At 75.4% G+C, this 16,714-nt stretch carries 13 protein-coding genes; 8 read left to right on the forward strand and 5 right to left on the reverse strand.

Translation table 11 applies throughout. The annotated features are described in order from the left end of the window. Positions 1-307 precede the first annotated feature (307 nt). The gene (locus tag ACN20G_RS21215; RefSeq protein ID WP_424214384.1) at positions 308-2,158 is read right to left on the reverse strand and encodes an endonuclease/exonuclease/phosphatase family protein; all 1,851 of its coding nucleotides are present in this window, start codon (positions 2,156-2,158) and stop codon (positions 308-310) included. Positions 2,159-2,434: 276 nt separating this feature from the next. Here ACN20G_RS21215 and ACN20G_RS21220 point away from each other — a divergent pair, with 276 nt between their 5' ends. Together ACN20G_RS21220 and ACN20G_RS21225 are read left to right on the forward strand one after the other, a co-directional pair. Beyond that, complete coding sequence (locus ACN20G_RS21220) at positions 2,435-4,081, forward strand: hypothetical protein (RefSeq protein ID WP_424214385.1); 1,647 nt, start codon at positions 2,435-2,437, stop codon at positions 4,079-4,081. A gap of 296 nt (positions 4,082-4,377) precedes the next feature. Beyond that, the gene (locus tag ACN20G_RS21225; protein ID WP_424214386.1) at positions 4,378-5,829 is read left to right on the forward strand and encodes an alkaline phosphatase PhoX; all 1,452 of its coding nucleotides are present in this window, start codon (positions 4,378-4,380) and stop codon (positions 5,827-5,829) included. Between the two features lie 90 nt (positions 5,830-5,919). Here ACN20G_RS21225 and ACN20G_RS21230 read toward each other — a convergent pair whose 3' ends face one another. The 3 genes from ACN20G_RS21230 to ACN20G_RS21240 form a co-directional block, all read right to left on the reverse strand. After that, positions 5,920-6,111 (reverse strand): hypothetical protein, encoded by a 192-nt coding sequence (locus tag ACN20G_RS21230; protein ID WP_424214387.1) that lies wholly within the window; start codon positions 6,109-6,111, stop codon positions 5,920-5,922. Between the two features lie 113 nt (positions 6,112-6,224). Continuing rightward, positions 6,225-7,442, reverse strand: coding sequence for a TerD family protein (locus ACN20G_RS21235; protein ID WP_424214388.1), 1,218 nt, complete (start codon positions 7,440-7,442; stop codon positions 6,225-6,227). A gap of 114 nt (positions 7,443-7,556) precedes the next feature. After that, positions 7,557-9,116 (reverse strand): aldehyde dehydrogenase family protein, encoded by a 1,560-nt coding sequence (locus tag ACN20G_RS21240; RefSeq protein WP_424214389.1) that lies wholly within the window; start codon positions 9,114-9,116, stop codon positions 7,557-7,559. 134 nt (positions 9,117-9,250) lie between these two features. On the opposite strand from ACN20G_RS21240, the gene ACN20G_RS21245 reads away from it, so the two are divergent. From ACN20G_RS21245 to ACN20G_RS21260, 4 genes are all read left to right on the forward strand, one after another. Then, positions 9,251-10,066 carry an IclR family transcriptional regulator gene (locus ACN20G_RS21245; protein WP_424215619.1) on the forward strand — a complete coding sequence of 272 codons (816 nt, stop codon included), beginning with the start codon at positions 9,251-9,253 and terminating at the stop codon, positions 10,064-10,066. A gap of 131 nt (positions 10,067-10,197) precedes the next feature. Further along, positions 10,198-11,652 carry a peptidoglycan D,D-transpeptidase FtsI family protein gene (locus tag ACN20G_RS21250; RefSeq protein ID WP_424214390.1) on the forward strand — a complete coding sequence of 485 codons (1,455 nt, stop codon included), beginning with the start codon at positions 10,198-10,200 and terminating at the stop codon, positions 11,650-11,652. Between the two features lie 77 nt (positions 11,653-11,729). Continuing rightward, positions 11,730-12,224: an N-acetyltransferase family protein gene (locus tag ACN20G_RS21255; RefSeq protein WP_424214391.1), complete on the forward strand. Its 495-nt coding sequence runs from the start codon at positions 11,730-11,732 to the stop codon at positions 12,222-12,224. A gap of 95 nt (positions 12,225-12,319) precedes the next feature. Next, entirely contained in the window at positions 12,320-13,072 is a 753-nt protein-coding gene (locus ACN20G_RS21260) for a DsbA family oxidoreductase (RefSeq protein WP_424214392.1), read from the forward strand. Between the two features lie 115 nt (positions 13,073-13,187). Here the strand turns inward: ACN20G_RS21260 and ACN20G_RS21265 are convergent, their stop codons facing one another. Then, on the reverse strand, positions 13,188-14,270 hold the full coding sequence (locus tag ACN20G_RS21265) for a pyridoxal-phosphate-dependent aminotransferase family protein (RefSeq protein WP_424215620.1): 1,083 nt from the start codon (positions 14,268-14,270) through the stop codon (positions 13,188-13,190). 99 nt (positions 14,271-14,369) lie between these two features. Here ACN20G_RS21265 and ACN20G_RS21270 point away from each other — a divergent pair, with 99 nt between their 5' ends. Next, on the forward strand, positions 14,370-15,464 hold the full coding sequence (locus ACN20G_RS21270) for an amidohydrolase family protein (RefSeq protein ID WP_424214393.1): 1,095 nt from the start codon (positions 14,370-14,372) through the stop codon (positions 15,462-15,464). Positions 15,465-15,758: 294 nt separating this feature from the next. Then, positions 15,759-16,673 carry an SCO1860 family LAETG-anchored protein gene (locus ACN20G_RS21275; RefSeq protein ID WP_424214394.1) on the forward strand — a complete coding sequence of 305 codons (915 nt, stop codon included), beginning with the start codon at positions 15,759-15,761 and terminating at the stop codon, positions 16,671-16,673. Positions 16,674-16,714 lie beyond the last annotated feature (41 nt).

Consider the following 16,714-nt stretch of genomic DNA (forward strand, 5'->3'; position numbering starts at 1 on the left):
CCGGGGCGGAGGGTGTCGGGGGTCCCGGACCATGGCCCTGAGCTGCCCGGATTCGGGTCGACCGCGGGGGTTCGGGGGTTCGGTGCGGGGGCGGAGCGGGTCACCCGGGTTCAGAGGACGAGGGTGAACCCCACGTGCCCGGGGGTGAATCCCCGGCGGGTGTGGAACCGGTGGGCGTCCGTGCGCCGTTCGTCGCTCGTCAGCCGCAGAATCACGCAGCCCCGGGCCGGTGGTGCGCAGGAGCATGGTCGTGAGTGTGCCAGGGGGCCCGGCCGCGGTCGCGGACGGGCCCCCTGGCGGCGCCCGGTCAGGGGCGGAAGCGCAGGACCTGCGGGTCGTGGTCGCTGTTCTGGTCCGCGAACTCGGCGTTGATGTGCACGCTGTCGTAGGCGAAGTCCTTGATGCCGGGGCTGGTCAGGATCTGGTCCAGGACCTGGGAGTTGCCCTGGTACACGTAGCTGTAGCGCTCCGGCTTGGGCAGCGAGGTGACGGCCGCGAACAGGGCGCCGCCGTCGGTGAGGGCGCGGGTGGTGTCCGAGAACTCGAAGTCGTTGATGTCGCCCAGGGCGATCACGTTCGCGTTCTTCTGGACCGCGAGGACCTCCTTGACGAAGGAGTTGACGGCCTGGGCCTGCTGCAGGCGCCGGACCTCGGAGGAGCGGCTCGGCGGCTGGTGGTGGGAGACCAGGCCCTCGTCCCCGCCCTTGGAGGAGAAGTGGTTGGCGATGACGATGACGGGCTTGCCGCGGAAGGAGAACTCGCCGGCCAGCGGCTTGCGGCTGTCGGTCCAGGCGGCGTTGGTCGGGTCGATCCGGCCGGGGGAGTGGGTCAGGGCGGCCTTGCCCTTCTCCTTGACCACGCCGGTGGCGGTGGTCGCGTCGCCGGGGGCGCGTTCGGTGAAGGAGACGCGGGCCGGGTTGTAGAGGAAGACCTGGCGGATGTTGCCGCCGGGCTCGCCGCCGTCCTTGTTGTTCTCGGGGGTGACGTAGCGCCACTGGTAGGCGGGGCCGCCGGCGGCGGAGATCGCGGCGGTGAACTTCGCGAGGGTCTGCTCGGCGGTGACGGTGCCGTCGTTCTTGGCGCCGTTGTCGTCCTGGATCTCCTCCAGGGCGAGGATGTCGGGGGAGGCCAGGTTGGTGACCACGGCGCCCGCCAGCGCGTCGAACTTGGCCTGCGGGTCGGTGGGGTCGAGGTTCTCGACGTTGTAGGTGGCGACCGCGAGTTCCTTGTCGCCCTGGGCCTTGGTGACCTCGCGGGTCAGGGTGCCCGGCTTGACGGTGCCCAGGGTGCGCGCGACCAGGGTGTAGCCGCCGAACTGGTTGAAGTCCAGCGGGCCCTCGGTGGTGCCGGTGAGCTTGTCGCCCACGTTGGCGACGGGGAAGGGCTGCTGCGCGATCGGGGCGAGCTGCTGGATCTGGAGCCGGCCGGTGTTCTGCGACTCGTAGGAGCCGTACCGGGTGCCGCCGCGCTTGGTGGGGTTCTCCCAGCCCTTCACCGTCACCCACAGCTCGCTGTACGGGTCGGTGGCGCCTACCACGCGGGAGGTGCCGACGCGGACGTTCATGCCCTCCAGGGACTCCCAGCGGTCCAGGGCGTACGTCCACGGGTCCAGGGGCAGGTCGTTGACGCTGCCGCCCTTCGCGGGGTCGCCGGCCGGGGCGTACAGGCCCGGCAGGGTGTATTCGTTGATCACGGTCGCGGCCGGCAGCGGATTGCCGGAGGAGACCACGGTGACGGTGGGCCGGGCTATCTGGGTCAGGGACTGGTTGCCGGAGGCCAGGCCGCCGGGGACGTACTCGCCGACGGTGCCGGTGACCTTCACGGCGTCGCCGACCGAGACGGTCGGGACGGAGCTGGTGAAGACGAAGACGCCCTCGCTGGTGGCCGGGTCGTCGTCGGCGTCGGGGTCCTGGATCCAGAAGCCGCGCGAGCCGTAGGTCCGGACGCCGGTGACGATGCCCGCCACGTCGGTGACCTGCTTGCCGACCAGCGGCGAGGTCCGGGTGGTGCCCTGGACGTCGTGGATCCGGACGGGGCCGTCGACGGCCGTGGGCTCGGCGGCGCCGGCGGTGCCGGTCAGCAGGCCGGCCGCGAGGGCGGCGGTGACCAGGGCCGTGACGGCCGAACCGGTGGCGGTGCGGGGCAGGGAGGAGCGCATGGGCAGGACTCCGTGTCGGGGAGAGGTGCGGTGGGTGGGACGTGGGCGGCGGTGCGGTTCGCCGGAACCCCGGGGTTCGCGGCGTTCGTTCGTGCCGGCACGTGCTCTACGCGCGTCAATTTCCTTCGATGACAGCGAACTTGTCAAGGTCTCCAGGGCGGACGGGGGCTGTCTGTGGGATGAACCAAAGGTGCGGACGGGCCTGCCGACACCCCCGGGCCGTCTACGCTGGGGCGCGCTTCACCCGTTTTCGTGCCCGCGAGGAGAAACCGCACCATGTCCACACCACCCCCCGGCCCCGCCACCGCGACCGAGGACGGGAGCGCCGACCCGCAGGCCCCCGACGCGTTCGAGGACGGGTACGAGGGGTACGCGGACGGCGAGTTCCCCGGGGACGAGGACGCGGAGGACCGGGAGGGCCCGCGCGCCGTGCTGCCCCCCGTGCGCCTGGCGCCCGAGGCCGAGCTGGCCGCCGCCGCCCTTTCCGCGCCCGTGTTCGCCCGCGCCGTGCGGCTGGCCCGCTGGGCCGATCCCGAGCGGCCCGTGGGCCCCGCCGGCGAACTCGGGGACGCCGACCTCGCCGAGGCCGCCGCCCTGTTGGAGCTGCCCGCCGAGGACCCCGACACCCCCGCGTACGCGGGCGAGGCATGGCGGGTCGCGGTGGACGCCGGGCTGGTCGAGGTGACCGAGCCGGAGGAGGCCGAGGAGACCGGCGGGGTGGCCCGACCCGGCCCTGAACTGCCCTCCGTGCTCGGCGGGGCCCCGCGCGACGTGCTGGACCTGTGGCTGGCCGCGCTGGACACCGTGGTCGCCGACGCGGCCGTCCCCGACCTGGACGACCTGGTGGACGCCCTCGACGAGGGCGGCGAGATCGACTTCGAGCGGCTGGGCTGGGACCCGCGCCGCGAGCAGGAGTTCCTCGAAGGGGTCCTCGGCAACCTGTACCTGCTCACCGTCGCCGAGGGCGGCTCCGGCGAGACCCCCGTGCCGCTGCCCGTGCTCGCCGCGTCCGCCGTCATCCCCGACGGCATGGAGGAGCCCACGGAGGAGGTGCTGGAGGAGGTCTCGGAGGCGATGATGCGCCTGGACGACCAGTTCCGGCAGCTCGCCGGCATCGGCCTGGTGGACTTCCGGCCGGTGGACGAGGCGCTCATGGCGGAGGCCACGGACGAGGAGCTCGCGGCCGGGTCCCCGAGCGACGCCGAACTCGACGACGAGGACATCGCCCGCTACGGCATCGTCCGCCTCACCCCCCTCGGCCTGTACGGGGTCCGCTCGCTGCTCGTGGAGGCCGGGGTCGACGCCCCGGCCGTCGGCGACCTCGCCGAGGAGCACGCGCGAGTGCTGCTGGAGGTGGTCCCGCACTACCCGGACGCCGCCGCCGACGCCGAGATCGACCACTGGCTCGCCGCCCGCCCCGCCCCCACCGCCGCCGCCGAACTCCTCGACGCCGCGCGCGGCACCGACCCGGCCGGCCCGCTGCGCCGGCTCGCCGCCCAGCGCGCCCTGGGCCGGCTCGGCACGGGCGCGGACGGGACGGCCGAGACGGAGCTGGTCGCGGCCGTGCGGGCCGGCGCCGACGAGGGGGAGTCGGCGGGCGTGGCCCGGGTCTGGCTCGCCGAACGCGGCGTGGACGACCTGCCGCCGCCGAGCCCCGAACTCGTGCTGTGGCTGGCCGTGGACACCCTCTCCGCGCACCTGGCGGCCGTCGATCCGGAGGAGCCGGAGGCGGACGGTCAGGGGCCGGTGGCGCTGCTCGTGGAGCTGATCGCCCGCAACCCCGGCTTCCTGGACGAGGCGTGGCGGGTCCGGCACCCGGACGCGGCGGCGGTCCTGGAGGCGATCGGCCGGCTGCACCCGGACCGGGCGACGGCCAAGGAGGCCCGCAAGGCCGCGTTCAAGGCCCGCTCCCGCCGCGACTGAGCCCGCCCCGCCCCCGTTCGGGTCGGGTCCGGGGCGCGCGCGGGCGCGGCCTCGGACCCGGCCGGGCGGGGCACGGCAGAATGCGGACGGGCGCACGCCGGGGCGCCGGTGGCGGGAGGGGGCCCGGGGGCAGGCGCTCCGGGGCTCTCCGCGTCCCGTACGCCCGCGTGTCACGCCCCGTGCGACGGGCGTTCACGCCGGGCGGGGAGCGTGTGCGCCGACCGCACACCCCGCACGCGTCCGCGCGTGGCCCGGCCCGCCCCGCCGGGCCCGGACCTCCCCACGAAGGAGCCCGCATGCCGCTCACCCGCCGGGACTTCACCGCCCGCACCGCCCTGGCCGGCGCCGGCCTGGCCCTCACCGGCACCGTCGGCGCCCTGGCCACCGCCCCCGGCGCCCTCGCCGCCGACGACGCCCCCGCAGCGCCCGCCGGCGCCGACCCCGGCGACCGGCGCCGGGTGCCCGGCTACGGGCCGCTGGTCGCGGACCCCGCCGGGCTGTTGGCGCTGCCCGCCGGCTTCTCCTACCGGGTGCTCACCCACAGCGGCGTGACCCGCCTGGAGTCCGGCGAGCCCACCCCCTCCAACCACGACGGCACGGCGGCCTTCGCGGGCCGACGCGGCGTCACCCTGCTGGTCAACAACCACGAGTTGAAGGGCCCGCGCGCGGGCTGGGAGCACCCCGTCCCCCTGACCGAGGGCCTGGTCTACGACCCGGCCGCCGCCGGCGGCTGCACCGTCGTCGAGGTCCGGCACGGCGGCGAGGTCGCCGAATGGGTGGGCATCGCGGGCACCTCCACCAACTGCGCGGGCGGCTCCACCCCCTGGGACACCTGGCTGACCTGCGAGGAGACCGAGGACAAGGCCGGCAAGAACGGCATGACCAAGGACCACGGCTACGTCTTCGAGGTGGACCCCGCCGACCGGCGCGCCGGCCGCGACCCGCGCCCGATCAAGGCGTTCGGCCGCTACGCGCACGAGGCCGTGGTCATCGACCCCCGCGCCGGGCACGCCTACCTCACCGAGGACGCCTCCGGCCCCAACGGGCTGCTCTACCGCTGGACCCCGCCCACCGGCTTCCGGCACGGCCGGGGCCGGCTGCGGACCCTCGCCGAGGACGCGGGGGTGCTCGCCGCCGCCCGCTGCACCGACGCGCGCGGCCGGTTCGTGGACGACCTCTCGCGCGCCGACCGGATCGGCACCGTGTACGGCGTGGACTGGGTGGGCGTGCCCGACCGCGACGCCCGCTCCCTCCCGGTCCGCAAGCAGTTCACCGACGACCGGATCACCCGGGCCCGCAAGCTGGAGGGCATGTGGTGGGCGGACGGCGGCGCCTACTTCGTCTCCTCCTACGCCCGCGAGGAGAGCCCGGGCGCGGCCCACGACGGCCAGGTGTGGTTCTACGACCCCAAGCGCCGCACGGTGCGGCTGACCGTGCTGCTCGGCGTGAACGCCGACCCCGGGGCCGAGGGCGGGTACGACGGCCCGGACAACATCACCGTCTCGCCCTACGGCGGCCTCGTCATCGCCGAGGACGGCTCGGGGCTCCAGCACCTGTTCGGGGCGACGGAATCGGGCCGCACCTACCCGCTGGCCCGCAACGAGCTGAACATCGGCACCGCCGAGGAGCCGGAGTACTCGGAGTTCACCGGGGTGTGCTTCTCGCCGGACGGGCGGACCCTGTTCGCGAACATCCAGGAGCCGGGGATCATGCTCGCGATCACCGGGCCCTGGCGCCGGCACCGCTGACCCGGCCCGCCCGCCGGACGCGCGGAAGCCGCCGACCCCTCGTGCTCCGGGGGCGGCGGCTTCCGCGCGTGGGTGTGGCGGTGGGCGGACTCAGGGAACGAGGTCCCCGTACGGGTCCTCGTCCTGCTCGGCCCGGGCGGCGGCCCACGCGGCGAGCAGGAACTCGTAGGCCGCGGCCGGCCACTCGTCGTCGTTGCGGGTCTCCACCAGGTGCCGGATCGCCTCGTTCGCCTCGTCGGCGGAGGGGCGGGCGGGACCCGCGGGGCGGACTGTGGTGTGCATGGGTTCCAGGTTATGGGCGGGCACTGACAGCGACCCCCGAATCACGCGTGCGATGGGTCACTGCGCGCCCGCCCCACCGCTCCCGACACCCCGTCATCCCCCCGCCCACCTGCTCAGAGGGCCTGGCCGCCGGGCTTGACCATCCCGCGCACTGTGCGGGACTTCACAAACTCGCCGATCGCCGTCATCTCCCATTCGCCCGAGAACTGACGGATCAGCTTGGCCATCATCACGCCGGTCTGCGGTTCGGCCGTGGTCAGGTCGAAGCGCACCAGCTCCTCCCCGCTGGCCGCGTCCACGAGCCGGCAGTATGCCTTGGCGACCTCGGTGAACTTCTGCCCGGAGAAGGAGTTGACGGTGAACACCAGGCCGCTGACCTCGGCCGGCAGCCGGCCCAGGTCCACGGTGATGGTCTCGTCGTCGCCCGCGCCCTCGCCCGTCAGGTTGTCGCCGGAGTGCCGCACGGAGCCGTTCAGGATCGTCAACCGGCCGAAGTAGCAGCTGTCCACGTGGTTGCGCTGCGGCCCGTAGGCGATGACGGAGGCGTCGAGGTCGATGTCCTTGCCCCGGTAGGCGGGCTCCCAGCCCAGGCCCATGCGGACCTGGGAGAGCAGCGGCCGGCCGTTCTTGACCAGGGAGACGGTCTCGTTCTTGCGCAGGCTCACCCGGCCCTTGTCCAGGTTGATCTTGCCGGGCGCGGCGGGCGGCGCGGGCGGGGCCGGCGGCATCGGGGGAGCGGGCGGCGCGGCCGCGGGGGCCGGCGGCGGGGTCCAGGCGGCGGCGGGCGCGGCGACCGGGGCGGCGGGCGGCGGGGTCGGCGCGGGCGCCGGCTCCTCGTCCACCGAGACCCCGAAGTCGCGGGCGATCCCGGCCAGGCCCTCCGCGTAGCCCTGGCCCACGGCCCGGACCTTCCAGGCCCCGTTGCGCAGGTAGACCTCGACCACGACGAGCGCGGTCTCGGTGCCGAGCCGGGGCGGGGTGAAGGTGGCGACCACGGCGCCGGAGGCGTCGCGCACGGTCGCGGTGGGCTCGATCCCCTGGAAGCTCTGGCCGGCCGCGTCGGGGCTGGCCGTGACCACCACGCGTTCGATGCCGGCGGGCAGGGCGGAGGTGTCCACCTCGATCGCGTCGGGCGCGGCGCCGCCGCCGGCGCGGTGGGAGACACCGGGTCCGGTGGGCTGGTTGTAGAAGACGAAGTCGGCGTCGGAGCGCACCTTGCCGTCGGCGGTGAGCAGCAGTCCCGAGACGTCGAGGCGAACCGGAGCGGCCACGTCCACCGTCACGCGGGAGCCGGGCAGCGGCAGGTTCGCACCAGGGGTCATTGCGGTCATGCCTGCTGAACGACCGAGTCCCCCCGGCCGTTCCCCGCGTGCGCGGGCCCGCGCGCCCGGGCGTGTCGCGCCGGCGGCGGGCCGGGGTCGGGACGGGGTCGGGGCGGGCCGGGGTCAGGACGGGCCGGGGGTGACGCGGCGGGGCAGGCCCAGGGGGTTGGCCTCCCGCAGTTCCGGCGGCAGCAGGGCATCGGGCACCGACTGGTGCGCCACCGGCCGCAGCCACCGCTCGATCGCGGCCTCGCCCACCGAGGTCGCGTGCGAGGTGGCCGCCGGCCACGGGCCCCCGTGGTGCTGGGCGGGGGCCACGGCCACCCCGTTCGGGATCCCGTTCACCACCACCCGGCCCGCGAGCCCCGACACCAGCGCGAGCAGCTCCGCCCCCGGGCCCGAGCCGTCCCGGGTCTCGGCCTCCGACAGGTACAGCACGGCGCTCAGCGAGCCCGGCACCCGGGCGAGCACCGCCGCCGGCCCCTGCGGCCCCCGGTACCGGGCCACCGTCGTGACCGGCCCGAAGCACTCCTCCAACAGCTCCGCCCCCACCGGCTCCGGGCCCTCGGTCAGCGGGTCCGTCGACTCCAGCACGAGCAGCCCCGCGCCCACCGCGGGCACTCCGGCGGGCTCCGGCCCGGCGTCGGGGTCCACCGCCAGGGTCACCCCCGGCAGCGCGGCCCGGCGGGCCACCCCCTCCCGGTAGGCCGCCGCCATCCGCGCGTCCAGCAGCACCCCCGGCGCCACCGCCCCCAGGGCCTTGGCCAGCGCGCCCACCAGCCGGTCCCCGGCGGGCCCGGCCGGCACCAGCACGAGACCGGGCTTCACGCAGAACTGCCCGTGCCCCAGCGCCACCGCCCCCGCCAGCTCCGTCCCGATCGCCTCGGCCCGTTCCTCGGCCGCCGCCGCGCTCACCACCACCGGGTTGAGGGAGCCCAGCTCCCCGTGGAAGGGGATGGGCACCGGGCGGGCCGCCGCCGCGTCGAACAGGGCCCGGCCGCCGCGCGGGGAGCCGGTGAACCCGGCCGCCGTCAGCAGCGGGTGCGCGATCAGGGCCAGGCCCGCGTCGAATCCGTGCACCAGCCCCACCACCTCCGCCGGCAGCCCCACCGAGAGCGCCGCCGCCCGCAGCACCTCCGCGCACAGCTCGGAGCCCTCCGGGTGGTCGGGGTGGGCCTTGACCACGACCGGGCAGCCGGCCGCGAGCGCGCTCGCGGTGTCCCCGCCCGGCACCGAGAAGGCCAGCGGGAAGTTGGACGCGGCCCACACCCCCACCACCCCCAGGGGCACCTTGAAGCGGCGCAGGTCGGGCCGGGGCGGGGTCGCGGTCGGATCGGGCCGGTCGATGCGCACGTCGAGATAGGCCCCGGCCTCCACGGTGTCGGCGAAGGCGCGCAGCTGGGCCCGGGTGCGGGCCAGCTCGCCGGTCAGTCGGGCCGGCCCGAGCGCGGTCTCGGCGTCCAGCGTGGCCACGAGCCCGGCCTCGGCCCGCCCCAGGCCCTCGGCGGCGGCGCGCAGGAACGCGATCCGGCGCGCGCGGTCGGCGAGCGCGCCCCGGGTCGCGTGCGCGGCGCGGACCACGGCGTCCACCTCGGCGGGGCCGGCCTCGGCCGCGACGCGCCCGCGTCGGCTTCCAGTGCGCGGGTCCACGCTCCACACTGGTGTCGCCGAGGTCTCCGTCATGGCCTGCCGCCTCACTCGCCGTTCAGTATCCTGAACGCCGTTCCGGTGGTTGAACGATCTCTGCCGCCGCCGGACTCTACGCACGGGAATCCGACCGGGACAAGAGGGCGAGGGGGCCTGCCATGACGGACGGCATGACGGACGGGACGAGGGAAGAGGCGGCCGGGGCCGATGCCGGGGCCGCCGGCGGACCCGGGGCGCCGGCCGCGGTGAAGTCCGCGGTGCGCACGGTCCGGCTGCTGGAGCACTTCGCGGGCCGGCCCGGCCCGCACAGCCTGGCCGACCTCCAGCACGATCTGGACCTGCCGAAATCCAGCCTGTACATGCTGCTGCGGACCCTGGTGAACCTGGGCTGGGTCGAGACGGACGCCTCCGGCACCCGCTACGGGATCGGGGTGCGGGCCCTGCTCGTGGGCAACTCCTACATCGACGGGGACGAGGTGGTGGCCGCCGCCCGGCCCACCCTGGACCGGCTCGCGGAGGAGACCACCGAGACCATCCACCTGGCGCGGCTCGACGGCACCAGCGTGGTCTACCTCGCCACCCGGCAGGCCCAGCACCACCTGCGGCCCTTCACCCGGGTCGGCCGCCGGCTGCCCGTGCACTCCACCGCCCTGGGCAAGGCGCTGCTCGCGGGGCTGCCGGACGAGGAGGTGCGGCGGCTGCTGCCGGCCCGGCTGGCCTCCGTCACCGAGCACACCCTCACCGACCGGGAGGCGCTCGTCGAGGAACTGGCCATGGTCCGCGAGCAGGGTTACGCGGTGGACCGGCAGGAGAACACGCTGGGCCTGTGCTGCTTCGGGGTGGTGCTGCCCTACCGCAGCCCGGCCCGGGACGCGCTCAGCTGCTCGGTGCCGGTGGCGCGGCTGACCCCCGAGCGGGAGCGGGCGATCCGCGGCGCGCTGTTCGCGGCCCGGGACCGGCTCACGGCCCTGACCCAACGCCTGTGACCGCCCGCCTGTGACCGCCCCCCTGTGACCGGGCTCACCCCGACCGGCCCCGACATGAGGAAAGGCTGAGAACCCGGCCACATTCGCGACGGACCGGAACGTCCCGGGCGTCCCACGCGTCTCTCCGTGGGATGAACAAGACGATCAGGCGAGCGTCGGTCTTCTGTCTGCTCCTGGTACTGGCCCTGCTGGTCCGGGTCACCTGGGTGCAGGCGTACAAAGGCCAGGCCCTCGCAGACGACGACCACAACCGGCGCAACCTCATGGCGCGGTGGGAGAGCCCCCTGGGCAACATCATCGTGAACGGGGAGGCGATCACCGGCTCCAAGGCGACCGGCGGCAAGGAGTTCGCGTACAAGCGGACCTACGTCGACGGGCCCCTGTACGCCCCGGTGACCGGTTACGTATCGCAGGCATTCGGCGCGAGCATGCTGGAGGGCGTCTACAAGAACGTCCTCAACGGCACCGACCCGCGCCTGAAGACCTTCATGGACCTGCTGACGAACAAGCGCCCCGACCCGGGCAACGTCATCACGACCATCGACAAGGACGTGCAGAAGGCCGCCTGGGACGCCCTGAAGGGCCTGGAGGGCTCGGCCGCCGCGATCGACCCGAAGACCGGCGAGATCCTGGCCCTGGTGAACAACCCGAGCTACGACCCCGGCCGGATCGCGGGCGCCGGCGACTCCAAGGCGTGGGAGGAGCTGACCAAGGAGCAGGGCAAGGCCATGGTCAACACCTCCCTGCGCAAGCCCCAGGCCCCCGGCTCCACCTTCAAGCTGGTCACCCTGGCCGCCGCGCTGGAGAACGGCCTGATCACGAGCATCGACGCCAAGACCGGCATCAAGGCCCCGTACACGATCCCCGGCACCACCATCGACCTGCCCAGCGAGGCCGGCCCGGCCGCCTGCAACGACGTCTCCGCGCGCACCGCCCTCAAGCTGTCCTGCAACAACGTCTTCGCGGACCTGGCCTACCAGCTCGGCCAGGACAAGATGCGGGCGATGGCGGAGAAGTTCGGCTTCAACAAGGTGCACGACACCCCGGTCACCACCAACCCGGAGAGTCGCTACCCCGAGAAGAAGATGTCGAAGGACCAGGTCGCCCAGACCGGCATCGGCCAGTTCGACGTGCAGGCCACCCCGCTCCAGATGGCCATGGTCACCGCCGCCATCGAGAACGGCGGCAGGCTCGTCGCCCCGCACACCGTCACCGAGGTCACCGACTCCGACGGCAACGTGCTGGAGGACCTGCGCGACGCCAAGTCCGAGCAGGTCGTCAGCGAGGAGACCGCCGCCAAGCTGCGCGACGCGATGCGCACCGTCGTCGAGGAGGGCAGCTCCAAGGACGCCGCCCAGGTCCCCGGCGCCGAGGTCGGCGGCAAGACCGGCACCGCCCAGCGCGGCGTCGGCAACAAGATCCCGCCGCTGGCCTGGTTCACCTCGTACGCCAAGGTGGACGGCCGGCAGATCGCCGTCGCCGTGGTCATCGAGAACTCCGGGGCCGACCGCTCCGAGATCGGCGGCAGCAAGCAGGCCGCCCCGGTCGCCCAGAAGATGATGAGCGCCTGGGTCAAGAAGAAGTAGCCGGCCGCGCGCCGACCCGCGCGCACCGGTCCGACGCGCCGGGAACCGACGACGGTTCCCGGCGCGTTCTCGTGCACATGATCCGCATCGCCCTCCCCGCCGACGTCGACCGCATCGCCGCCCTGCACGTGAGGGCCCGCGCCACCTACTACCGCGACCGGGTCCCCGAGGCGGCCTACGCGGGCGCGGCCGAACGGGAGCGCACCCGCGAGGGGTGGACCCGGGCCGTGGCGCGCGGCGGGGTGCTGTGCGCGGAGGAGGACGGGGTGCTCCTCGGGATCGCCGCCCACCGCACCGATCCGGCCGGCGTCACCACCCTCACCCAACTCCACGTGGACCCCCGGCACTGGCGGCGCGGCACCGGCGCCGCGCTGCACGCCGCGTGCGTGGAGCGGTGGCGGGCGGCCGGGGTGCGCCGGGTCCGGCTGGAGGTGTACGCGCCCAACGCGCGCGCCCGCTCCTTCTACGAGGCCCTGGGCTGGGTGCCGGCGCCCGGCCCGCAGCCCGGGGCCACCCACCGCGAACTCCTCCTGGACCTGCCCGCGCCCGCCCCGGCCACCGCCGCCTCCTGAGCCGGAGGGAATGCGGGCCGCCGGGCGCGTGTTGTGGGGAACGTCCGGTTCCGGCCGGCGTCCGTCACCCCCTGCGCGAGGAGAAGCGTTCCGTCATGCGTGTCGAGATCTGGTCCGACGTGGCCTGCCCGTGGTGCTACGTCGGAAAGGCCCGGTTCGCCCGGGCCCTTGACGGTTTCGCCCACAAGGACCGGGTCGAGGTCGTGTTCCGCTCCTTCGAGCTGGACCCGAACGCCGACCGCGAGGCCGTGCCGGTGCTGCCCATGCTGGCCCGCAAGTACGGGCGCAGCCTTGAGGAGGCCCGCGCCATGAGCGAGCACGTGGCCACGACCGCCCGCGCCGAGGGCCTGCCCTACGAGGTCGACGGCCGGCTGCACGGCAACACCTTCGACGTGCACCGGCTGCTGCACCTCGCCGCCGCCCGGGGCCGCCAGGACGCCCTCCTCGACCTCGCCTTCCGCGCCAACTTCGCCGAGGACCGCTCCGTCTTCGAGCACCCGACCCTGGTCGCCCTCGCCGTCGAGGCGGGCCTGGACGAGGCCGAGGCCCGCGCCGTCCTCGCCGACCCCACCGCCTACGCCGACGAGGTCCGCGCCGACGAGCGCGAGGCCGCCGAACTCGGCGCGAGCGCCGTGCCCTTCTTCGTCCTCGACCGCCGTTACGGCATCTCCGGCGGGCAGCCCACCGAGGTCTTCGCGCAGGCGCTGGAGCAGGCGTGGAGCGAGCGCGCCGAGGCCGCCGCCGAGGCCGAGGGGGCCGCCGGCGGCCCCGCGAGCACCGCCGCGGCCGACCCCGACGCCGAGGCATGTGGCCCCGAGGGCTGCGAGGTCCCGGCCGCCCGCCCCTGAGCCCGCCCGTCCCTGAGTCCGCCCGCCCCGAGCCCGTGCGGTCGGGGCACGCGAACGGGGCCCGTCCCGGCCGGGACGGGCCCCGTTCGCACGCCTCGGGGGGCTCAGCGGCGCGTCACGCGTCCGCGCCCGCCCACACCCGGGCCGCCGCCGTCACGGCCGGCTCCGCCGGCAGGCCCAGCCCGGCCGCCAGGGCCCGCAGCGCCGCCTCCACGGCCGCCGGCGCCGCCGCCGGACCGTAGTGGTTGACCCGGATCATCTCCGAGGCCAGCGCCCCGCCGCCGGCCACCAACACCGCCTCCGGGTCCGCCGCCAGCGCCTTCGCCACCACCGACGAGGCGTCCGGCACGGCCAGGGTCGTCGCCACCGGCGCCGCCTCCGCCCGCTCCGGCACGAACGGGGCCACGCCCAACGCCCGCGCCCCGGCCCGGGTCGCGGCGGCGGCCGTCGCGTGCCGCGCCATCAGAACCGCCGCGCCCTCCGTCTCGATCCGGCCCAGGCACGCCTCCAGCGCCAGCATCTCCAACTGCGCCGGCGCGTGCAGCAGCGCCTTGCGCCCGCCGTCGATCCAGCGCTCCTTCCAGTCCAGCAGCGACAGGTACGAGCGGCGCGGGGCGGCCGGGTTCGCCGCGAACCGCTCCCAGGCCCGCTCCGAGACGGACACGGCCGAGACCCCGGCCGGGCCGCCCATCGCCTTCTGCGCGCCGATCACGCACAGGTCCACGCCCCAGGCGTCCGGCAGCAGCGGCTCGGCGCCCACCGAGGCCACCGCGTCCAGCATGAACAGCGCCCCGTGCGCCCGCACGACCTCGCCGATCTCCGCGACCGGGTTGGTGTTGCCGGTGGCCGCCTCGGCGTGCACGAGGGAGACGAAGTCGATCTCCGGGTGCTCGGCGAGGGCCTGGCGGACCTGTTCGGCGGTGACGGCCGTGTGGAAGGGCACGGTCAGGTCGATCACGGTCGCGCCGCAGTCCCGCAGCCAGTTGCCGAAGGTGGTGCCGTAGGGGCCGGTGACCACGTTGAGGGCGGTGGAGCCGGGCCGGGCGCCGGAGCGGATGCAGCCCTCCAGCGGCAGCAGGGCCTCGCCCTGCGTGATCACCACGTCCTGACGGGTGTCGAGCAGCCGCGCCACCGCCCGTTCGATCGAGGCGAACCGCTCGGCGGTCAGGGGCGGCAGGTCGAGGAGGGGGTGGTTCACGCTGGTGCTCTCTTCGTTCGACGACACGGAACAGAGCGTACCCAGCGGTGCGTACAGTGCCGGTACGCGGTCGATGGACGAGGCGAGAGGTACGGGCCGGTGGGCGAGACGACGTTGCACGTGCGCGGGCGGATCCTGGTGGGACCCGAGGAGGTCCGCGAGGAACTGTGGGTGGTGGACGGGCGGATCACCTTCGCCCGGCCCTCCGGGGAGCACGCCGGCGAGCCGGTCACCGTCTCCGGCTGGGTGCTGCCCGGCCTGGTCGACGCCCACTGCCACGTGGGCCTGGACGCGCACGGACCGGTGGACGCCGAGACGGCCGAGAAGCAGGCGCTGACCGACCGGGACGCGGGCGCGCTGCTGCTGCGCGACGCCGGTTCGCCCTCCGACACCCGTTGGATCGACGAGCGGGAGGACCTGCCCCGGATCGTCCGCGCGGGCCGGCACATCGCCCGCCCCCGCCGCTACATCCGCAACTACGCCCACGAGATCGAGCCGCCCGAGCTGGTCGCGTACGTGGCCCGGGAGGCCCGGCGCGGGGACGGCTGGGTGAAGCTGGTGGGGGACTGGATCGACCGCGAGGTCGGCGACCTGACGGCCTGCTGGCCGCGCGCCGAGGCCGCCGCCGCGATCGCCGAGGCCCACCGGCTGGGGGCCCGGGTCACCGCGCACTGCTTCGCGGAGGACTCGTTGCGGGACCTGGTGGAGGCCGGGATCGACTGCGTGGAGCACGCCACCGGCCTCACCGAGGAAACGATCCCGCTGTTCGCCGAGCGGGGGGTGGCCATCGTGCCCACCCTCGTGAACATCGCGACCTTCCCGCGCCTGGCCGCCGGCGGGGAGGAGAAGTTCCCGCGCTGGTCGGCGCACATGCGACGGCTGCACGAGCGCCGGTACGACACGGTGGGCGCGGCCTGGGACGCGGGGGTGCCGGTGTACGTGGGCACCGACGCCGGCGGTTCGCTGCCGCACGGGCTGGTGGCCGCCGAGGTCGCGGAGCTGACCCGGGCCGGGATCCCGCCGTCGGACGCCCTGTCGGCCGCGGCGTGGGGAGCCCGCGCCTGGTTGGGCCGGCCGGGGCTGGAGGAGGGGGCGCGGGCCGACCTCGTGGTCTACGACGCCGATCCGCGCGCGGACGTGGGCGTGCTGGGGGACCCGCGCCGGGTGGTGGTGGGCGGCCGGGTCCGGGCCTGAGGGGCTCGGCCGCGCCGGGTTGACGGGGGCGTGACCGGGGCGCGGCGGGCTCGTTGACGTGGCTCTTTCGCCGGTTCGGCGCCCGGGAACACGGGACGGACGGGGCGCAGGGGACGGAAGGGGCGAAGGAAATCGAAAACATGCCCGGAAACCACCCTTTGGGGTGAACCGGGCCGAGATCGACGCCCGTTCACCCGGGGTGACGGAAAGATCCGGGGGGTCCGGCCCGTCGCGAGCGCCGATGTCCCCCATGGGCCGCGCGACGGCTCCCACCTCCCCGGGGGTTCCACCACCGTGAACCGCAACACCCTCCGCACGTCCGCGTCCGCCCTGCTCGCGGCCGGCGCGCTCGCCCTCCCGCTCGCCGCACCCGCCCACGCCACGGGCGGCGCCGGCGGCCGGGGCACGGCCGACGCCGTGGTCCTGAGCGCCGGCCTCGGCGTCGACCTGCTCGACAAGACCGTGCGGATCCCGATCGACACCACGCTCAACGAGGTCACCGCACCGGCCTCGGCCCGCAAGACCGCCCTCACCGTCACCGTCGACAGCCAACCCGTCAGCCTGCTCAAGGCCGCCGTCGCCGACGCCAAGGCCGAGGTGGTCCCCGGCCGCTCCGCCGCCTCCGTCACCGTCGCCGACGCCACCGTGCACGTGCCGGGCCTGTCCGCCCTGCCGCTGCTCAAGGCCGAGAAGATCACCGCCGAGGCGGTCTGCGAGACCGGCGCCGCCCCCCGCGCCAAGGCCAACGTGCTCGGCAGCGTCACGGTCCTCGGCAAGCGGGTCACCCTCAGCGCCGGCGGGCCCACCGTCGTGGACGTGCCCGGGGTCGGCAAGGTCACCCTCGCCCTGTCCGGGACCGAGACCACCGACACCAAGGGCGCCGCCACCGCCCTGCGGCTCGCCGTGGACGTCAACCCGCTCAAGCTCAACATCGCCGAGGTCAAGGGCGAGATCGTGCTCGCCCGCGCCCGCTGCCAGGCGCCGGCCGGGACCGAACCCTCCGTGAAGCCCAGTGTGAAGCCCAGCGCGAAGCCCACCCCGGCCGCCTCCGTCTCCGCCGCCGTCCCGAACGTCCGGCCGCAGACCGGCGGCGAGGACCTCGCCGAGACCGGCGCGGGCACCGTCACCCCGTGGGTGGCCGGCGGCGCGCTGCTGCTGCTCGGCCTCGGCGGCGGCGCGATGTACCTGACCCGCCGCGGCCGCGCCTGACCGCTCGGACGAAGACGCCCGGTCCCGGGCCCGTGACACGG

Origin of the sequence: Streptomyces dryopteridis (assembly GCF_049606955.1) — a bacterium.
In the GTDB taxonomy this organism is placed as follows: Bacteria; Actinomycetota; Actinomycetes; order Streptomycetales; family Streptomycetaceae; genus Streptomyces.